The sequence below is a fragment of the Lysinibacillus sp. NPDC093692 genome (assembly GCF_050280125.1).
In the GTDB taxonomy this organism is placed as follows: domain Bacteria; phylum Bacillota; class Bacilli; order Bacillales_A; family Planococcaceae; genus Lysinibacillus.
Map to the genome: position 1 here is coordinate 117,539 of NZ_JBNNUW010000007.1, position 17,596 is coordinate 135,134.

Annotated in this window: 17 protein-coding genes and 1 pseudogene; 11 read left to right on the top strand and 7 right to left on the bottom strand. The window is 35.1% G+C overall.

Annotated features, from left to right (window positions below; translation table 11 throughout):
* The first annotated feature begins 61 nt into the window (after window positions 1-61).
* Window positions 62-1,441 (top strand): aspartate aminotransferase family protein, encoded by a 1,380-nt coding sequence (locus ACQKN4_RS10015; RefSeq protein ID WP_427483571.1) that lies wholly within the window; start codon window positions 62-64, stop codon window positions 1,439-1,441.
* Window positions 1,442-1,935: 494 nt separating this feature from the next.
* Here ACQKN4_RS10015 and ACQKN4_RS10020 read toward each other — a convergent pair whose 3' ends face one another.
* A complete protein-coding gene (locus ACQKN4_RS10020; protein ID WP_427483572.1) occupies window positions 1,936-2,553 on the bottom strand; it encodes an exosporium glycoprotein BclB-related protein in 618 nt (205 codons plus the stop codon).
* A gap of 223 nt (window positions 2,554-2,776) precedes the next feature.
* On the bottom strand, window positions 2,777-3,301 hold the full coding sequence (locus ACQKN4_RS10025; protein ID WP_427483573.1) for a SpoIIIAH-like family protein: 525 nt from the start codon (window positions 3,299-3,301) through the stop codon (window positions 2,777-2,779).
* A gap of 209 nt (window positions 3,302-3,510) precedes the next feature.
* Between ACQKN4_RS10025 and ACQKN4_RS10030 the strand changes: the two genes are divergently transcribed.
* Entirely contained in the window at window positions 3,511-4,014 is a 504-nt protein-coding gene (locus ACQKN4_RS10030) for a GNAT family N-acetyltransferase (protein WP_427483574.1), read from the top strand.
* Window positions 4,015-4,121: 107 nt separating this feature from the next.
* Here ACQKN4_RS10030 and ACQKN4_RS10035 read toward each other — a convergent pair whose 3' ends face one another.
* Complete coding sequence (locus ACQKN4_RS10035; RefSeq protein ID WP_427483575.1) at window positions 4,122-4,547, bottom strand: GNAT family N-acetyltransferase; 426 nt, start codon at window positions 4,545-4,547, stop codon at window positions 4,122-4,124.
* A gap of 306 nt (window positions 4,548-4,853) precedes the next feature.
* On the opposite strand from ACQKN4_RS10035, the gene ACQKN4_RS10040 reads away from it, so the two are divergent.
* The 3 genes from ACQKN4_RS10040 (at window position 4,854) to ACQKN4_RS10050 (ending at window position 6,782) form a co-directional block, all read left to right on the top strand.
* Window positions 4,854-5,099 carry a YoaP domain-containing protein gene (locus tag ACQKN4_RS10040; protein ID WP_427483576.1) on the top strand — a complete coding sequence of 82 codons (246 nt, stop codon included), beginning with the start codon at window positions 4,854-4,856 and terminating at the stop codon, window positions 5,097-5,099.
* Between the two features lie 358 nt (window positions 5,100-5,457).
* Entirely contained in the window at window positions 5,458-5,715 is a 258-nt protein-coding gene (locus ACQKN4_RS10045) for a hypothetical protein (protein WP_427483577.1), read from the top strand.
* Window positions 5,716-5,786: 71 nt separating this feature from the next.
* Window positions 5,787-6,782 (top strand): zinc-dependent alcohol dehydrogenase family protein, encoded by a 996-nt coding sequence (locus tag ACQKN4_RS10050; RefSeq protein WP_427483578.1) that lies wholly within the window; start codon window positions 5,787-5,789, stop codon window positions 6,780-6,782.
* Window positions 6,783-6,923: 141 nt separating this feature from the next.
* Here the strand turns inward: ACQKN4_RS10050 and ACQKN4_RS10055 are convergent, their stop codons facing one another.
* Window positions 6,924-7,919 carry a PLP-dependent cysteine synthase family protein gene (locus ACQKN4_RS10055; RefSeq protein ID WP_079563506.1) on the bottom strand — a complete coding sequence of 332 codons (996 nt, stop codon included), beginning with the start codon at window positions 7,917-7,919 and terminating at the stop codon, window positions 6,924-6,926.
* A 482-nt stretch (window positions 7,920-8,401) separates the two neighbouring features.
* Between ACQKN4_RS10055 and ACQKN4_RS10060 the strand changes: the two genes are divergently transcribed.
* The 5 genes from ACQKN4_RS10060 (at window position 8,402) to ACQKN4_RS10080 (ending at window position 12,021) form a co-directional block, all read left to right on the top strand.
* Window positions 8,402-9,160: a formate/nitrite transporter family protein gene (locus ACQKN4_RS10060; protein WP_079563505.1), complete on the top strand. Its 759-nt coding sequence runs from the start codon at window positions 8,402-8,404 to the stop codon at window positions 9,158-9,160.
* Window positions 9,161-9,466: 306 nt separating this feature from the next.
* Window positions 9,467-9,769 carry a hypothetical protein gene (locus ACQKN4_RS10065; RefSeq protein WP_427483579.1) on the top strand — a complete coding sequence of 101 codons (303 nt, stop codon included), beginning with the start codon at window positions 9,467-9,469 and terminating at the stop codon, window positions 9,767-9,769.
* 104 nt (window positions 9,770-9,873) lie between these two features.
* Entirely contained in the window at window positions 9,874-10,299 is a 426-nt protein-coding gene (locus ACQKN4_RS10070) for a GatB/YqeY domain-containing protein (protein WP_079563503.1), read from the top strand.
* 136 nt (window positions 10,300-10,435) lie between these two features.
* Window positions 10,436-11,014 (top strand): TetR/AcrR family transcriptional regulator, encoded by a 579-nt coding sequence (locus ACQKN4_RS10075; RefSeq protein WP_079563502.1) that lies wholly within the window; start codon window positions 10,436-10,438, stop codon window positions 11,012-11,014.
* 71 nt (window positions 11,015-11,085) lie between these two features.
* Window positions 11,086-12,021, top strand: coding sequence for an SDR family NAD(P)-dependent oxidoreductase (locus ACQKN4_RS10080; protein ID WP_079563501.1), 936 nt, complete (start codon window positions 11,086-11,088; stop codon window positions 12,019-12,021).
* Between the two features lie 94 nt (window positions 12,022-12,115).
* Here the strand turns inward: ACQKN4_RS10080 and ACQKN4_RS10085 are convergent, their stop codons facing one another.
* From ACQKN4_RS10085 to ACQKN4_RS10095, 3 genes and pseudogenes are all read right to left on the bottom strand, one after another.
* Window positions 12,116-13,813, bottom strand: coding sequence for a methyl-accepting chemotaxis protein (locus ACQKN4_RS10085; RefSeq protein ID WP_427483580.1), 1,698 nt, complete (start codon window positions 13,811-13,813; stop codon window positions 12,116-12,118).
* On the bottom strand, window positions 13,791-15,440 hold the full coding sequence (locus tag ACQKN4_RS10090; RefSeq protein ID WP_427483581.1) for a pyridoxal phosphate-dependent decarboxylase family protein: 1,650 nt from the start codon (window positions 15,438-15,440) through the stop codon (window positions 13,791-13,793). The genes ACQKN4_RS10085 and ACQKN4_RS10090 overlap by 23 nt, the downstream gene beginning before the upstream one ends.
* Window positions 15,441-15,864: 424 nt before the next feature.
* A pseudogene (locus tag ACQKN4_RS10095) lies at window positions 15,865-16,215 on the bottom strand (polysaccharide deacetylase family protein); the annotation flags it as partial.
* A gap of 63 nt (window positions 16,216-16,278) precedes the next feature.
* Here ACQKN4_RS10095 and ACQKN4_RS10100 point away from each other — a divergent pair.
* On the top strand, window positions 16,279-17,469 hold the full coding sequence (locus tag ACQKN4_RS10100) for a DHH family phosphoesterase (protein WP_079563498.1): 1,191 nt from the start codon (window positions 16,279-16,281) through the stop codon (window positions 17,467-17,469).
* Window positions 17,470-17,596 lie beyond the last annotated feature (127 nt).

A 17,596-nucleotide genomic window follows, 5' to 3' on the forward strand; every position in this document is an offset into this window, starting at 1 on the left:
ATTGATAGGACAACTAGTTAGGAAAGTTAATTATATTTGTCTATTAAAGGAGGAATAAAATATGCAATACGTTACAAAACGGAATAACCTAAGCAAATTGGAATTATCAGAGCTTGATAAAAAGCATTATTTGCATCCGACTACACCACCAAGAGCTCATTATTTATCAGGGCCTTCAACAATCTTTACAGAAGGTAAAGGAATTTATCTGAAAGACATAGAGGGGAAAGAGCGTATTGATGGGGTTTCGATGCTTTGGAATGTTAATCTTGGCTATGGAAATGAAGAGCTTGCTGAGGTAGCAAAACAGCAGATGTTAAAACTTTCTTACAGCTCTTCATTCAGCGGACAATCCAATGAGCCCGCTATCCTTTTAGCACAGAAAGTGGCCTCGTTAGCACCTGGTGATTTGAATGTTTGCTTCTTCACATCGGGAGGTTCGGAATCTAATGATACTGCATTTAAACTAGCCCGTTTTTATTGGAAAGTAAAAGGTCAGCCAGAGAAAACAAAAATTATTTCTCTTGAACAGTCATTCCATGGGGTTACAGTAGGAGCCACAAGTGCTACAGGAATCGAGGGATTCAACAAATTTACGAACTCCAATGCTCCGAACTTCCTTACAGCTGCAGCGCATGTTTTGAATGCAGAGCTTGGTGATAAAAGTGATCCAAATTACTCGCGTTCGATTCGTGGGATAATTGAATCAGAAGGATCCGACAACATAGCCGCTGTCATTCTGGAGCCAATCCAAGGAGCAGGCGGGGTAAGGTTCCCTCCTGACGGATACCTTCAAGCTGTTCGCAAACTTTGCGACGAACACAACATTTTGCTTATTGCAGATGAGGTGATTTGTGGGTTTGGAAGAACTGGAAAGACCTTTGGTGTTGATAATTGGAACATTGTTCCGGACTTTCTATGTGTTGCAAAAGGAATCTCAAGTGGCTACGCACACTTGGGTGCCGTAATTATGAGAGAGCATGTAAGAGAAGCATTTATTCAATCAGATGAAATGATGTTCCATGGATTCACATACAGTGGACATCCAATGGCTTGCGCGGTTGGTTTAAAGACACTTGAGATATTAGAAAGGGATCAAATTGTTGAGAATAGTAGACTTCGCGGTGAACAATTATTAAAAGGACTTAAGTTTCTCGAAAGTAATCATAAACATATAACGAATGTAAGAGGTCTTGGTCTACTTGCCGGTATTGAGCTAGTTAAAGATCCTGAAAACGGCATCGCATTTGATCCATCGGTACACGCCGCAGCTCTGTATACAGATATATGCATGGACTTAGGGCTACAATTGCGTTACTTCGATTGGAAGGGAACAAATACGGTTGCTCTTGCTCCACCGCTTATTATTACAAGCCAACAGGTTGAAGAGATTATTAACAGAATGTCTGACGCTCTTAAAAGGTTCGAAAAACAAATTTAATTCACGCTAGCAAAATCTATTAAGACTATTGATAGTGATAGTAAAGACTATATCCAATGAACAACTGTTGACCAGGCGCTCATAACATATGAGTACCTGGCCTTTTTGTGTTTATTCATCATACGGTCTAAACTTGTTACGGAGCAATGTAAGTTCATCTTTTTCTCTAGTATCATACTTTTTAAAAATAATTTCGGTTGTTCTTTAGCTACTATTTAAGAAGTAACCCTGTACATATAACGTAAGTAAGGCAAAAAGCAAGACAATAAGTAGGATATTTATTGTTCCTAAGTAGTCATAGTCAAAATTACTATGGATAAAAAGAAGGTATACTAACGATTGCTAGTACATTAAGAGCTGTATTTGCAGGGGCTTATGGAAAAGCTTAAAACGAGTAATTAATTAGACAATTGAAATATCATCTGTGGAGGACGAAGCGCATAGAGAGAGCCCTGTACCGTTCAATTACTGGCTAGAGGAAAGGGGTGTTGTTTTTATACAATATTAATTCCTGCACTCGCATTACCAAGAATAATGTCAACGGCAGTTTCTCCTGGTACCGATGAAATATAAAATACCATTAATAAACGATCACCTGCAGTTACTGGTACGGGTGAGATAGTAGCCGATGCAAATACTAAAAGGCCTACGGGTATAGGTTCTGTAATAGATGGAACTAAATCAACGCTAGCACTTGTACCAGTAAAAGTATTACTTCCTACAGGTGCAAGAAAAATTTGAGCACGGATTGTCACAGATCCTGATTCTACCTGCCCAGCAAGTGCATTATATGAGGCTGAAATAGCAGTTATATTCCCGTCACGTGGGACGGTGAAGGCTTCACTTAAAAGTCCGGTTAAATTAATCGTATTATTTGCAAGAGGTACAAGGTCTACAGCCGAACCAAACCCTATGAGACTAGCAAGTCTATTGCCAAGTATATTTTCAACGACTGTTTGTCGTCCAGAGGAGAAGGGAATTATTGAACCACCTTGATTTTCTCTGCCATTCCCAATTTTTGAATTGATACAATTGATATCTGTGGCCACAAATGGTCCTAAGTTATTACAATCTTTACTTGCTGATGAACGATTACAATTATTTTTGCACACAAATTTCCCTCCTTTCATCGCTATGATATGTTGAAGAAGGGAAGTGAGAAGGGCTATAAACTTTATAATTATTTCTTTATTTTTAAACGATGAAAAAAGCCTCTCATTTTGAGCGACTTAATGTTGTTGTTTCTATTGGGAGAAGGGGGCATGCTATCAAAAAAATCTCTACATGTCGTAAGTAACGTTTGTTTATATATTGAATACCATTTTTCTCTAGTCTTTAATAATTATTAGCGCCAAATTTAACTTGCACATTAGCATCCTCGCATTCTTTTATTACCAGATAGATAATTCCGTTTGCGGAATATTTAGATAGTTCCTTTGCCATCACTGTTACAGAAACTTTTTTGCCTTCTATTCTTACTAAAGCATCGGGATAGCCTAGTGACTTAATTTGCATCTCAAGCATTGTTTCTGTGGATTCTTCTTTATTGAGAGTATCAATTTCAATAGCTGCCTTGTTTTTTTCTTCAGCAAAATACCCATCTGATGTAATTTTTCGAGTTAATTTTTGGCGAAGTTGATTTCGTTCATTACTAACTTGTAGGCGCGTTTCTTCAAATAAAGAGCTTGGAGAGGAAACTTCTTTTGTCACATTCTGTAAAGTTTCTTTTTGATCTGCATTTTTTTTAAATGTAATCTCCTCTTTTGATTGTTTTGGTGAATCTATCAAAGAATAGACTGAAATAACCGCTACTAGAGTTAATAATATAAGTAACCAAGACGATTTACTTTGTAGGTGCATGTACTGTCCCTCCATCAGTTTAATGGTTAATGAGCCATCACTTGAAAGATAGTTAAGAGAGCATCGTTTTATTTACCTTAAATATATTCCTAAGAGACCTAATTCTTACATAAACCTTGAAAATAAATTAAGTCCACAAATTTGCACAAGTCTGTTATGGATTGTTATAAACTTAGAATAAGAGAAAACGATTTAAGGAGGAAATTATTTTGATAATTATAGAAACAGAAAGGCTAGAATTACGAGAATTTAATGATGAGGATATTTCTGTCCTTTACACAATTTTTTCAGATGCTGAAACAATGAAATATTATCCATCCTCATTTAACTTAGAACAAACTAAAAATTGGATTGAGAAAAATAAACAAAGATATCGAGAAGATGGTTATGGTTTATGGGCTGTCTGTTTAAAAGAATCAAAAGAATTAATTGGAGATTGCGGCCTTGTTAAACAAATCGTTGATGGAAAAAATGAAGTTGAAGTGGGCTACCATATTCATAAAAAATATTGGTCTAAAGGATATGCAACTGAAGCAGCTAAAGGTTGTGTGGAATATGGATTTGCACATTTGGGACAAGAAAAATTAATAAGTATTATTGATCCAAAAAATGGAGCTTCTATTCGTGTGGCTGAAAAAAATGGCTTAATGAAGGAAAAGGAATCGTTTGTTTTTAATAAAACTCACGATATATATTCATTAAATAAGTTGTAATTGTAAAACATAATGAAGACTAAATGATTACAACTACAACTTTTTGATACTTTATATAGAGGATTATTTATTATTTTAGTTAGATAGGAAGTTCCTTTAGGAGATTTTTATGAAAGATCCTTTTTTAAATAGTAGTGCTTATAATCCCGTCCAACATTGTCCAATGTACCGTAAACTTGATATCCGTGATTTTCATAAAAATCTAAAGCCTGAAAACTTAAAGTATCGACCTTTATGAAATCACAGTTGTTATTCAAAGCTATTTGTTCGATTTCTACTAATAATTTAGAGCCATAACCTAATCCGCGAATTTCCTCATCGATCATAAGTGTATGTATCTCTAACCAATTCCAACAAATTTCTCCCAATATGCCACCACGGACTTGGTCATTTTCATCTGTAATGAAGAGGTTGATTGCTTGATATCGGCCTCTTAAATCTTTTGGAAAGTGTTTTAAATTGTATTCGTAAAGCTTTTTATTAATTAAAGATTTTTTATGTTCATTTTGCTCCTGTAAGATTTTATATTGCATACATTTTTCCTCCTCTTTTATAATGGGAAATTTCGCTTCCAAATTATATGGTGGCTATTCTCATTCTAATAATGTTCCGTTTTCGATTGTTCACATTTGCGGTAAATTTTAGATAATAGTAATAAAGAAAAGAAATTACTATCCGTTATCTACCTTCGATATAATAAAATAGGGTTATCATAAAAGTTTGGGATGGCATTCGTTAAAATGTGTGTCACGTTATAAGTTTGGTGATGAACTATACAATAGCAGGATTAATTTTTGTAGGTAAAGAAGCGGGTGGTAAAGTGAATTATATTCAAATTTATGCTGGCCCAATGCCCGTTTGCAGTTGGTATTATAGATGATTTGAAAAATATAGAAGAGAAAAGGGGCATTCCTTTTCATACATATCAACTAATGGCGAAAGATGAAGCACAGAATGCACCTATCATATGGACGACCTTTGGTCTATTTTACAATGGTCAGTTTATTTCATATGAAATTATGAGCGCAAACAAATTCGAAAAAGTATTTAATTACATTATGAGTAGGGAATTTATCCCCTTTTGATGAACATTAAAATTAGAGCAAATAAACAAATACCTATAAAAGAACCTAGAGTAAACGACCAAGAAAAATAATCGAAAAAGATGTATGCAATTACGATAGCAAGCATATATCCGAGAACAGTGCCCAACAATTGTTTTTGGATATTCAACGTTCTCACTCCTTACAGCTTAGGATTTTTAAAAGTTATTACCCTTATTTATATTTTATAGAATTATCAGGTAAATATCCATAAGAATTAAGAATTCAGGTAGATCAGCTTTGAAAATTAGCAAACAGTATACAGAACATTAAATATAGGGAGATCAACAGGATGGATGGCATTTAGTGAAATAATGATCTCAGTATTATTTATGAGCTTATGGCTGCTAAAACAGTTGAGGTAAATCATTATCACCATCATGCACAACAATTTTTCTTTGTGGTATTTGCAACAGCAACGATCGATATTGCCGGAGAACGAATTGTGCTACAAAAAAACGCACCAGATGGTAGAAAGTATAGTAAAGATCACAAGTACAAAGGAGATGTTTTACGACCAGTCTCCTTAAGTGAAGCAAATCCAACAATAGAGGAATATATAGGATTACACCCAACAACAGGCTGGAACGCTCGGTGAGGATGAGAAAGCTCCTCGGAAGGTTTCATTTTGGAGTAGTCACAAAACTGCTATATAAAGGAGTTAATTTTTTGAAAGCAAAAAGCATTAAATTATATGAATTTGGAAGCCCTCGGGAAGTTTTGAAGTTTGAAAATAAAATGATTCAACCTCCTCAAGAACAAGAAATTCTTGTTCGAATGCTGGCACGCCCTATTAACCCTTCTGATTTAATCCCAATATGGGGGAGTTATGCCCATCGAATTTCTTTGCCAAATATTCCTGGCTATGAAGGGGTAGGTATTGTAGAGGATGTAGGCCCGTGTGTTTCTCAGAATCTTATCGGAAAGCGTGTATTACCTTTGCGAGGGGAAGGAACTTGGCAGGAAATTGTAAAAACAAGCGTAGAATTCGCAGTACCCATTCCAGATACTATAGATGATTTTACTGCAGCACAAATGTATATCAACCCAATGACAGCTTGGGTAACATGTACAGACATATTACAATTGCAGCCAAATGATGTTTTAATAGTCAATGCTTGCGGGTCCGCAATTGGACACATATTTGCTCAGCTAGCAAAATTGTTAGGTTTTCAATTAATCGCGGTTACGAGAAATAATAGACATACTGACGATTTAATTCAGCTTGGTGCTTCCTATGTAATAGATACTTCAAAAGCACCGCTTTATGAGACAGTAATGGAACTAACAAATGGTCGGGGCGCTAATGCTGCTATTGATTCTATTGGGGGGACAGCTGGCAATGACCTTGCTTTTTGTCTGAAATCTGGAGGGGACTTTTTAGCCATTGGTCTTTTATCAGGTGTGCAAGTGAATTGGCAGAGAATCGTTAAAGAGGCAAATGTAAATGTAAATATGTTCCATTTGCGTCATTGGAATAGGCAAGTATCGGTGGGAAGATGGCAACGTACATTTCAGCATTTAATCCATCTAGTTAATAGTGGAAAGTTAAAAATGATGACGGTGGATTCTCATTATGATTTGTTAGACATTAATAAGGCGATAACGGCTGTTGACTCATCTAAAACTACTAAAGGAAAGATTTTTTTAACAAGTTATAAATAAATAGAAAGACCGAACTATCCCGAAACACTTCATGAGCGTTTCATTGAGCTAGTTCGGTATTTTTGTTAGCTGAAACACTTTTGTCCCAGCATCTTTCCTTATAAGTATGATTTGCCAAAAAAATCTAAGCTTACTGTGATTCTAAAATAAATCAGTTGATAAATATCGTAGACCAGTATCAGGTAGGATAACGACAATTCGTTTTCCTTTGTTCTCTGCACGTTTTGCAAGAGCTGTGGCGGCAAATATAGCAGCACCTGATGAAGTACCTACTAATATACCATCTGATTTTGCAACTGCGCGTGCAGCCTCATAAGCTTGTGTAGTTTCTACCTCAAGTACTTCATCAATTATATCTAAATGAACATTCGATGGTACACGGACCTCGTCAGCATCGGAGAAGCGGTGAACACCTGTGATTTCAATGATATCTGGATTATGAACGGTAGCAATGGAATTAACAGCAGGCTCTACACCAATGATCTGAATAACTGGATTTTTAGATTTTAAGTATGCTCCAGCACCACTTATCGTACCCCCTGTGCCGATTGCTGCCACAAAGATATCAATTTGTCCGTCCGTATCCTCCCAAATCTCAGGACCAGTAGTTAACCTATGAACATTTGGGTTGGCATCATTATTTAACTGATTTAAAAACACAACATTTTCTTCTTGTTCAACGACCGTTTCTCGAAATACTTTATTCGTTTCAACAAAGTCACCCTCTGTTTCCTCAAAAGCAGCTACCATTTCTGGGACATCTGAAAAAGGGACAACCTCCGCTCCGTATGCCTTTACAGCCTTTGTGCGCTCTTCACTAACACCATCCTGCATGTAAATTCGAAGCTTATAGCCTTTTGCTGCTGCAATTGCTGCTAGACCAATACCAGTATTGCCACTTGTTGTTTCGATTATTGTTTTATCTTTTGTTAATACACCACGAGCTTCAGCATCCTCAATCAACGCTTTAGCAACACGGTCCTTCACACTATTAGCAGGATTAAAATACTCTAGTTTTACGATAATTTCGGCTTCTAGCTGTTGCTCTTTTATATACTGATTTAATGCTAATAGTGGTGTATGACCGATTAATTCTGTAATAGATTGTTTGATCTTATTCGTTACAATTTGACCCATCACAATCAACCCCTTTAATTTAACCTACTTATCTTACTTGTTTTATAGGAATTAATGGAATTGTATCATGATAAATCCATTGAAGCAATAAAGTGCCTGATAGAAAGATTGAATCTAATGATAGAAAAAAATGATGAATCATATCTACACATTAATTTTTCCTGGGGCTATGCGAAAGTGAGTCGAGTGTAACACAAATTGACGTCTTATCAGAAAGAAATTCCTTCATTATTTTTGATTAATTAAATTTTTTTAATCCAAATGAACTAATAGTAGGTTTAAAGTAATCTTTAAAGTGCATAAATATATGTTTGTTTGGAGGGATTTACTTTAAATTTGCTAATTAACGATATTTTGGAATAATATTTGTTAAAATGTAGCCTTGTATAAAAGTTGGTTTGAGTGGTAACTAGGTGACTACTTGAGATCAACGGTAAAAAAGAGCTATTAAGTTAGCTTGATGTTATTTGGGAGATGAAAGTATGAAAGAAACAATTTCTTCAGTTTGTATAACTGCTGAAACAAAAATTAACATGATGAAGCATAAGTCTGCTAATTATTTATTATTAGCTATTTTTGGCGGACTTTTTATCGGATTTGGAATTTTGCTCATCACTACTATTGGCGGCTTATTAAGTCCGACTGAGGTACCAAGTATGAAAATCTTACAAGGATTAGCATTTGGTGTGGCGCTTAGTATGGTTATGATGGCTGGGGCAAATTTATTTACTGGTGATAATCTAGTTTTAACGGTTAGTACACTATCAAAAAAATCATCGCCATTAGAGATGTTGGGCATTTGGTCGTTTAGTTACATAGGAAATTTCTTTGGTTCTCTTTTAGCAGCCGCATTATTTTTTTACTCGGGGTTAGCAGTTGGAGACACAGCAGCTTACATTGAAAAGCTTGCTACAGCTAAGATGAATGCTAGTTTCGTTGAGCTTTTATTGCGAGGTATTTTATGTAATTTACTTGTATGCTTGGCCGTATGGTGTACGTATAAATTGAAAACAGAGGCAGGAAAATTAGCGATGATTTTCTGCTGTATTTTCCCTTTTGTCACAATAGGATTTGAGCACTGTATAGCAAATATGACATTGTTTTCTCTTGCTCTTTTCATACCTCATGGTGAACTAGTATCGTTTGGTGGAGCCATTTCAAATTTATTGCCTGTAACACTAGGAAATATTATTGGTGGAGCTGTTATTGGTTTTGTTTATTGGGTAAATGGCAGAGATTAATAAATCACTAAATATTGCTAATGTAGTCAGTTTAAGTAGAGTAAAATACTTCTTGCCATGGCAATTTGAGAAGTGATTGTAAGTACCTGTTGACATATACAGGAATATAAAGCGATGCGATTATATCAAGTGAAATTAACGGATGAATACTTGATAATTTCCATCTCTTAATACTTTGACTTTGAGATAAATCGTAGATAGAATGACAGGTAGAGTTGCTTATGTAACTCTACCTATTTTTATTGTGATTAATACGAGAAATTAATAGATAATGTAATAAATATAAAAGAGCGGAGGAACTCGAAAATGGAACAAGAAGTCAACCAACATACGATTCTTCAAGCAATTTTAGAGCTTTCAAAGCAAATGCAAGACATAAAATCGGACCTTCAACAACAAATCGAAGCAGTTGAGAAGAGATTAGAAGGAAAACTCGAAGCAGTTGAGAAGAGATTAGAAGAAAAAAACGAAGTGTTGGAAAAAAGATTAGACAAAGTTGAACAAAATTTAAGTCGAAAAATTGATCTTGTAGATGCAAAATTTGATATTTTATCATCGGATTTAATAACGACAAAAGCTGAAGTATCTATGCTTAAACAAGTAAAATAATATCAGTTATGCCTCGGCATAATTCTGTGACACATGCTACCGTATCCCTTAAGGTTACGGTATTTTTTTATGGTATAATAAATGTCACAAAGGAGTGAAAAAGATTGTTAAAAACAGAGGTATTTGAACAATTAAAAAAGGCAATGAAAGAAAAGGATGTATTAGCAAAAGGCGTATTAACGCTTTTGAAATCTGCTCTAGATTTAGCTGAAAAAGAAAAGGGAGTAGCTTTATCGCCTGAAGAGGAAATGGCTATTATAAATCGTGAAGTAAAGCAAACAAATCAGGCTCTTGAGGGCGCTCAAAATGCAGGTCGAGCTGACTTAATTGAAAAAGAAGAAGCAAAATTAGTTCTGTTAAAATCATTTTTACCAAAGCAATTAACTGAAGAAGAAATTGCAGAAAAGCTTGTGGCAGCTGGCGTTGTAAAAGGAATGAACATGGGTGAAGCGATGAAAATTGCAAAACCTTTATTAACTGGTCAAGCTGAAGGCGCTGTTATTTCAAAAGTTGTGAAGGGCCTTATTTAATATCGTTAGAAACAGCCCCCTACTCTTAAGTAGTACGGGGTTGTTTTTTGAGTTACTATATTTTTGTGTAGCTATTGCCAAAAGATGAAAGTGCTTTTATACTTATTGTTAACCACTGGTCAATAAGGAGGGTACTATGTCGCCACGTAAGCCATCAACAAAAGATTTGACGAAAGAAATGATTGTAAACGAGGCTCATAAGCAATTTATTACGAAGGATTTTCAGCAAATATCAATGCGTAGTATTGCTAAAGAGCTTGGTTGTAGTCATGGGGCTATTTATTATCATTTTAAAAATAAAGCCGAAATATTTTATGCGATATTAAGTGATTATTTTTTTGAACTAAATAATACTTTAGATGAAAATATGAACGGTCCTGAAGATCATGACACTAAACTGCTGAATGTTTTTGTAGGCTTTATGGCGTTTGGTTTAAATAATCAAAGTCAGTATGAATTAATGTTTATCATGAGGGATAGCGAAATTGATGGGCTATCGCAAGAGGCAGCAAACCTTAGCTATGAAAAATTTGCACAATCTGTACGTTTCTTATCAACAACAGAACTGTTGATTTCAGATATTCATTCTACATTCATTGCTCTTCATGGATTTGTTGCACATTATCGTCATTATGTTAAAAATTATGAGGAAGCGAAAGAAGCAGTGGATGTACATGCAAAATTTCTTATGAAGGCTTTAACATTTAGAGAGTAGCTCTAGAAAAAAATCTAGAGCCTTCTTTTAACAGTTATTTGACCGGTGGTTAATTAAAGGGGGAATATAGTTTGCAAAAAGCATTAGTTATTGGGGCATCTGGTGGTATGGGTTATGCGCTAGTAAATGAACTAGTTAGTAGAAATATACAGGTAAAGGCATTTGCTAGAAATGAAGAAAAGTTAGTTGCACTTTTCCGGCAGCACAAAAATGTCGAAATCATTTCAGGCGATGTATTTAATGAACAGGACATGATGAGAGCTTCAAACGGTGTGGATATTATTTTTCATGCTATTAGTTTTCCGTATCAGGATTGGAAAAAACTCCATTTGCGATGCTTAGATATGGTGATCAACATAGCCGAGAGGCGAGGAGCGAAGATTGCATTTGTAGATAATATTTATGCATATGGAAGACAATCGACAAACCCTGTAATAGAGCAAGCTAGAAAGGAACCACAGACGAAAAAGGGGAAAATTCGCTTAACGATGGAAAATAAATTGAAAAACAGTAATGCACCCTCGTTAATTGTACATTTTCCTGATTTATACGGACCAAACGCAGAGAACACAATACTCTATGAAACATTAAAAAGTGTTGCGCAAGATAAAAAAGCTAATTTTGTAGGGAATATGCAAGTGAAGAGGGAATTTCTTTATACAGTTGATGGCGCAAAGGCTATGGTAGAGCTTGCTTTGCGAGACGACACCTATAATCAAAATTGGAATGTGCCAGCTGCTCACCCAATTGCAGGGGAAGAACTAGTGAAAATTTTACGTGACATTACTGGCTACAAAAAGGGTATTCGTACAGTTTCTAAAGGCATGATCCGGCTGATTGGAATATTTGCTCCTTCTATGAAAGAAGTAGTTGAAATCTTGTATTTAACAGAAGAACCAGTCATTTTAAGTGGGGAGAAATTTGAAAAGGAAATAGGCGCTTTACCAAGTACTTCGTATAGAGTAGGGCTAGAAGAAACGCTTGCATGGATGAACAAGAGAGTATAAAAAGACTTTTAAGTGACAATGAAAAAATCCGCATAAACTTCTGTTGGTAGAAACTTACCTACAGAAAGCATAGCGGATTTTTTATTAGTATTTCTTACAGCTGAAATTTTTGTATGATATTACGAAGTTGTTGTGCCATCTCAGCTAAATTATTTGAAGACGCCGTAATCTCCTCAATACTAGCTGATTGTTCCTCAGAAGCAGCAGCCACATTTTGAATGTTTCCAGACGCTTGAACGGCTACTACACCAACTTCCTCTACAGAAAATGCAATGTTGTTAACCCCGTCATTAATGTTAGAAATGATATTATTGACAGAATCCATTTCTTGAGTTAATGAAGTAATATTCGAATATATTTCTTTAAAGGCTACACCTGATTCATTAAAGCTAGTAGAGCTTTCTGCAAGATTATTACTGCTAATCTCCATAGATTTCACAGCTTGAGTAGACTCTTCTTTAATCGTCTCAATGCGTGTTCGAATACTATTCGTCGCTGCTAAAGATTGGTCAGCTAATTTACGCACTTCTTCGGCTACAACTGCAAAGCCTTTACCATGCTCACCAGCACGTGCTGCTTCAATAGAGGCATTTAAAGCGAGTAAATTTGTTTGATCCGTAATCTCGTTAATTAAAGTGACAATATCGCCGATCTCGTTTGAATAAGTGCTTAAACGTTTCACAACATCTGAAGTCTCTTGAATAGCATTAGATGTTAAGGCCATTTTTTCTGTAGCACTTTGAATCGTCGTATTACCTTTTTCAGAAATAGAAGATGCATTAGATGCTTTAGTAGTGACATCATTTACGCTCGCTACAACTTCTGACATCTTTGTGGAGATTGTCGTAATATGAGTTTCTACTTCTTCAATAGAGGAAGTTTGTTTTTCTGATCCTGCAGCTACCTCTTGCATTGAGGATGTAATTTGTTGAATAGATGCACTTGTTTGCTCAGAGCCTGCCGACAACTCTTCTGACATAGCAGCTACTTGCTCAGCATTTTCAGCAATTTGCTGAATTAGTGAGCGTAAGTCTCCTGTCATATTTTCAATGCCATCTGAAAGCTGTGCAATTTCATTAGAACCCTTTATGTTAAGTGATTCAACAGCTAAGTCGCCTTGTGCAACCTTACCAACATAACTAGTCATATTTTTAATTGGTTTAATAATACCTTTACTAATGACATAAGCCACAATAATACCGAATATCAAAAACATCACGGTCATGATGATACAAATCCAAAGAGTTTCTGTTTGAAGCTTAGAAATAAAGGAAGCGTCCATATCTAAACCAAAAAGAATATCAGTATCTTTAAATGGTAAAAAAATCGATTTATGAATTCCATATTCATCTTCATAAATATCGCTGGATTGAACAGTTCCATTATCTAGTGCATCATTCATTTCCTGGCTAAAAGCATAGCTCTCTTGATAATCATCTTTATCACTTAATGCCACGATATGTTCCTTACCGTTTGCCCGGGAAAGAACGTAGGCATTTTGAATATCATACTCTTTAAGAGCTTCATTTAATTCCTTTAATATGTCTTCATATTTATCCTTATCACCGTCATCTGCAGCTTTGACGTCATTTATGTCAATATCATCAAAAATTACATTTGATATAATTTCTAATTCTGACTCAAATTGTGTAATAACGAAATTATCGATGATCCGATTAGATGTAATAAATAATACGATACTAAATATTACAGAAATAATAGCAATTGGAATAGTGAAACTGGCAATATATTTATAGAGTAAAGAGCTTTTAAATTTTTTGACTATACTCAACTTTAGCAGCCTCCAATACTTTCACCTTTTGTTGTAAGAACTGAACCATATCACTAATATGTTCTGTCTCAGTATAAGGAGAGATTGAAAAGAATTTTGCAGCAGCGACTGGAAGTTGTTGTTTTGTATCGCTAGTGTTGACAGTGCAAACACGTGTTGTATCACCGAAAAATACTTCGTCGCGACCTTCTCCTATAATTTCAAATAAAGAAGCATTTAGGCCATTAATATATTCAATTTGATCTTGTGTATAGCTACCTGACTGTTCAGAATTCCAATTCAAACCTTCTGGATATAAACGGAAGGCTGTGACTGGTCCAATATTAGACTCATTGACTACTTGTAACATTGGCGTTTTCTCAGCTAACTGCGCACGGAACGCTAAATTTACACGCACATAATTAGCTAATATTTGTTGGTAGCCTTCTTTACCAAACGCCTGTAATGCAGCATAAATAGCAATTGAACTACCCATACGAGAGCACTCTAATGTATAGCCTGTATGGTAAGAACCATAGCCTCGATTACCTACATAAGGTGTGTCAAAGTCCTCGATATCTAATAGCTGCAAATGTTTTCCTTCTTTTATTAAGAATAAGCTTGTTAAATACGGTGTTTGACCAAGCTTTTGGAAGTCGAAGCAAAGGCTATCTGCAATAGGTAGATATTGCATACGTTCTCTAATTTGTTCAAGTCCTTGTAAAACATCAGTTTCTAGTTGAAGTGGATTTGCCTTAAAATCATAATCGTTGAAAAATGCGTAAAAACCACCTAACGCTGAATCAGCGTGAATATGTATAGGCTTTAAGGAATGTTTTTGTTCTAGCTCAGTTGTAACAATTTTGATTGCTTGTACATCATCTATAGCAAATTGATCTGTAGCGCCTGTTGTAGCAACTACATAAACTGGAATACCACCTTTTTCGATAACCTCAGTCATACGCAAACGTAAGTCTTCGATATCCATTGAATGATCTTGTCCAGCTTTAACACGAATTAAATGCTTGCTACCGATGCCGACTGCTTCAATTGATTTTAATAAGCTGTAATGAGCATTTTCTGAAGCAAAACAATATAAATTATTAGGTACGCCATCTTCCTTTGCGTTAGGGAATTGTTTAGCGATTGCAAGACGTAGCCCACTGAAAACAGCCCCTTGTCCACCCCAAGTTGTGTAACCAAAGCTTTGTGTATAGTCGTAGCCAACTAACTTCGACATCATTGCTACTACTTTTACCTCACATTCTGCGGCAGCAGGTCCGTATACATCCCATAGATTGTTACCATTAAGTAGAGCATTTGTGAATTGGCCCAATATGCCTGGAATGCTTGCCATTGGCAAAACATTTGTTACAAAGTTGCGTGTATGGTAAGGATGTCCTTGCATCAATTTTGTTAATTCATTTACAACTTGATCAAGCCCGACACCTGAAACTGGTACTTGATTTTCTTGCATTAACTCTTTATAGAAATTGTCAGAGCGTTCTTTCATCGGTCCAAGAGTCGTTGTTTGTGGATCTTTTAATTCATCTAATGATGTAACAATTTTCTCTAATAGGGTTAAAAAGTTCTCTCTTTGTTCGATATTTCCATCTTCACTTTGGAATAATTGCTGGATTTTTTTCATATTCATCATCCTTTGTAGTTCGTTTTTCCCCTGTTTTTTTATTTCATAAAAATAGGTCGTTTTACTAAAATAATGATAACATATTATAACAAAAAATGAATTTATATTTTATCGGAAAATTAATTTTAGACATTTCTAAATAGTCTAACTTGTTTTGTGGTGAAATATTTGGGGAATTTATATAATGGATTATTTCTGTTAATGTTGATTTTAAAGGGTTTTCATGACATTTTTTTATGTATTTTTGCAAAGTTAGTGAAGGGGGAATTCTATGAGGAAAAGAAACTTTTTATGGTGAATACTATGCAAATAATAATTTTAATTTAATAAATAAATGCGGATTTTTTAATGCTTTATGACTATGAATGAGAAGCGAGTATAAATGATGTGATATGTTTGTCCTGCATCACAAGCTGTTGTAAACAGCAGGACTTTTAAACACCATTCGCTGATGTGAATACGTATGATTTCCAATTTGGTGACCTGCCTGGACAATTTTTTTAGCTTCCTCTGGATTTTCCTCAATTTCCTTTCCAATTAGAAAAAAGGTTGCTTTAGTGTTGTAGTCGTCTAATAAGGATACAATGGCGCTAACATTTTTAGTAGGGCCATCATCAAAAGTTAATGCTACGACCTTCTGATGTGTTTCGACATGTGAAGTAATAGTGCCAAATAGTTGGTACGATCTAGCATTCATCAACTTATATGTACCAAATCCTAAAGCAACAATGAATAATAGACCAAGTCCTAAATAAGTAGTCCTCTTTTTCAGCATAAACACTCCTAACAATACCGATAATTTTTTAATGTTAAACCATACTAATTGGGAGGTGAAAAAATGTACAAATTGCTATCACATAATGATTTAGATGGAATAGGTTGCGGAATTTTAGCCAAACTTGCTTTTCAAGATCAAGTGAAGGTAAGGTACAATTCGATTTCAGCGCTTGATCGCGAGATTGAATTTTTTTTAGACACGAACGAACAAGGTACATTTTTATTAATTACAGACTTATCTCCAAATGAGGAAAATGAAAAGAGATTAGATGATTATTATACAGCAACTGGCAATGTTCAGTTGCTTGATCATCATAAAACAGCTTATCATTTGAACGATTATGAATGGGGTAAAGTAATAGTAGAAGATGAAAATGGATATTTAACATCAGCAACGTCCTTATTTTATCAGTACCTTGTTTCACATGGATTTTTAGAACAAACAAATGCCATCACAGAATTTGTAGAGTTAGTGAGACAGTACGATACATGGGAATGGGAAAAGAATGATAATCAACAAGCACGTCGGTTAAACACTCTCTTTTTTTTAGTATCAATCGATGACTTTGAAGAAAAAATGCTTGAACGATTAAAGACAAGCGAACACTTTGACTTTGATGAATTTGAAAAGAAAATGTTGCGTATGGAAGAAGAGAAAATAGAACGGTACATCCGCCGAAAAAAAAGGGAGCTAGTTCAAACATCGATAGGAGAATACTTTACAGGTGTAGTGTATGCAGAATCTTATCATTCAGAGCTTGGGAATGAATTGGGAAAAGAAAATGTACACCTTGATTTTATAGCTATATTAAATATGGGTGGCAAAAGAATTTCCTTTCGCACGATTCATGATCATGTAGATGTTTCAGCTATTGCAGCAGAATTCGGAGGGGGAGGGCATCAAAAAGCAGCTGGTTGCTCTTTAACAGATGAAGCTTATGAGAAGTATGTAACACAAACATTTCATATAGCACCAATACCTGAAGATGCCAAACGAAATCGCTATAATTTAAGGTTTTCTTCGTTTGGGACAATGTATAAAAATCTTGAAGAAGAAAATTTCCTTCTATATTCAATAAGTGATTTTGATTGGATAATTGAAAAAAATAAACTGCCATTAGATCAAATCTTTACAAGTTTTTATGAAGCGGAATGGTTTTTAAAAAGAAATTATCAAGCATGGTTAGTGAAAGATGAGTTATTTGTAGAGTATTTAATGGAAGAGGCCAAAAAGGTTCGTCATCAAGAGTAAGGGATATGGACTATTCCTAAAGTAGTGTTGAAAAAATGGTCAAGGGAATCTTTTAGATTGTGCAACGATTTAAATGAGAGGATTTCCTCTTATTATCAGTGACGATACTATGCTGTGTGGTTGATTG

Bases quoted from the DNA above. Each gene is read 5' to 3' on its own strand.
- ACQKN4_RS10090 (WP_427483581.1), bottom strand. From the start codon at position 15,440: ATGAAAAAAATCCAGCAATTATTCCAAAGTGAAGATGGAAATATCGAA.
- ACQKN4_RS10035 (WP_427483575.1), bottom strand. From the start codon at position 4,547: ATGCAATATAAAATCTTACAGGAGCAAAATGAACATAAAAAATCTTTA.
- ACQKN4_RS10055 (WP_079563506.1), bottom strand. From the start codon at position 7,919: ATGGGTCAAATTGTAACGAATAAGATCAAACAATCTATTACAGAATTA.
- ACQKN4_RS10060 (WP_079563505.1), top strand. From the start codon at position 8,402: ATGAAAGAAACAATTTCTTCAGTTTGTATAACTGCTGAAACAAAAATT.
- ACQKN4_RS10045 (WP_427483577.1), top strand. From the start codon at position 5,458: ATGGCTGCTAAAACAGTTGAGGTAAATCATTATCACCATCATGCACAA.
- ACQKN4_RS10065 (WP_427483579.1), top strand. From the start codon at position 9,467: ATGGAACAAGAAGTCAACCAACATACGATTCTTCAAGCAATTTTAGAG.
- ACQKN4_RS10015 (WP_427483571.1), top strand. From the start codon at position 62: ATGCAATACGTTACAAAACGGAATAACCTAAGCAAATTGGAATTATCA.
- ACQKN4_RS10040 (WP_427483576.1), top strand. From the start codon at position 4,854: ATGCTGGCCCAATGCCCGTTTGCAGTTGGTATTATAGATGATTTGAAA.
- ACQKN4_RS10100 (WP_079563498.1), top strand. From the start codon at position 16,279: ATGTACAAATTGCTATCACATAATGATTTAGATGGAATAGGTTGCGGA.
- ACQKN4_RS10075 (WP_079563502.1), top strand. From the start codon at position 10,436: ATGTCGCCACGTAAGCCATCAACAAAAGATTTGACGAAAGAAATGATT.
- ACQKN4_RS10025 (WP_427483573.1), bottom strand. From the start codon at position 3,301: ATGCACCTACAAAGTAAATCGTCTTGGTTACTTATATTATTAACTCTA.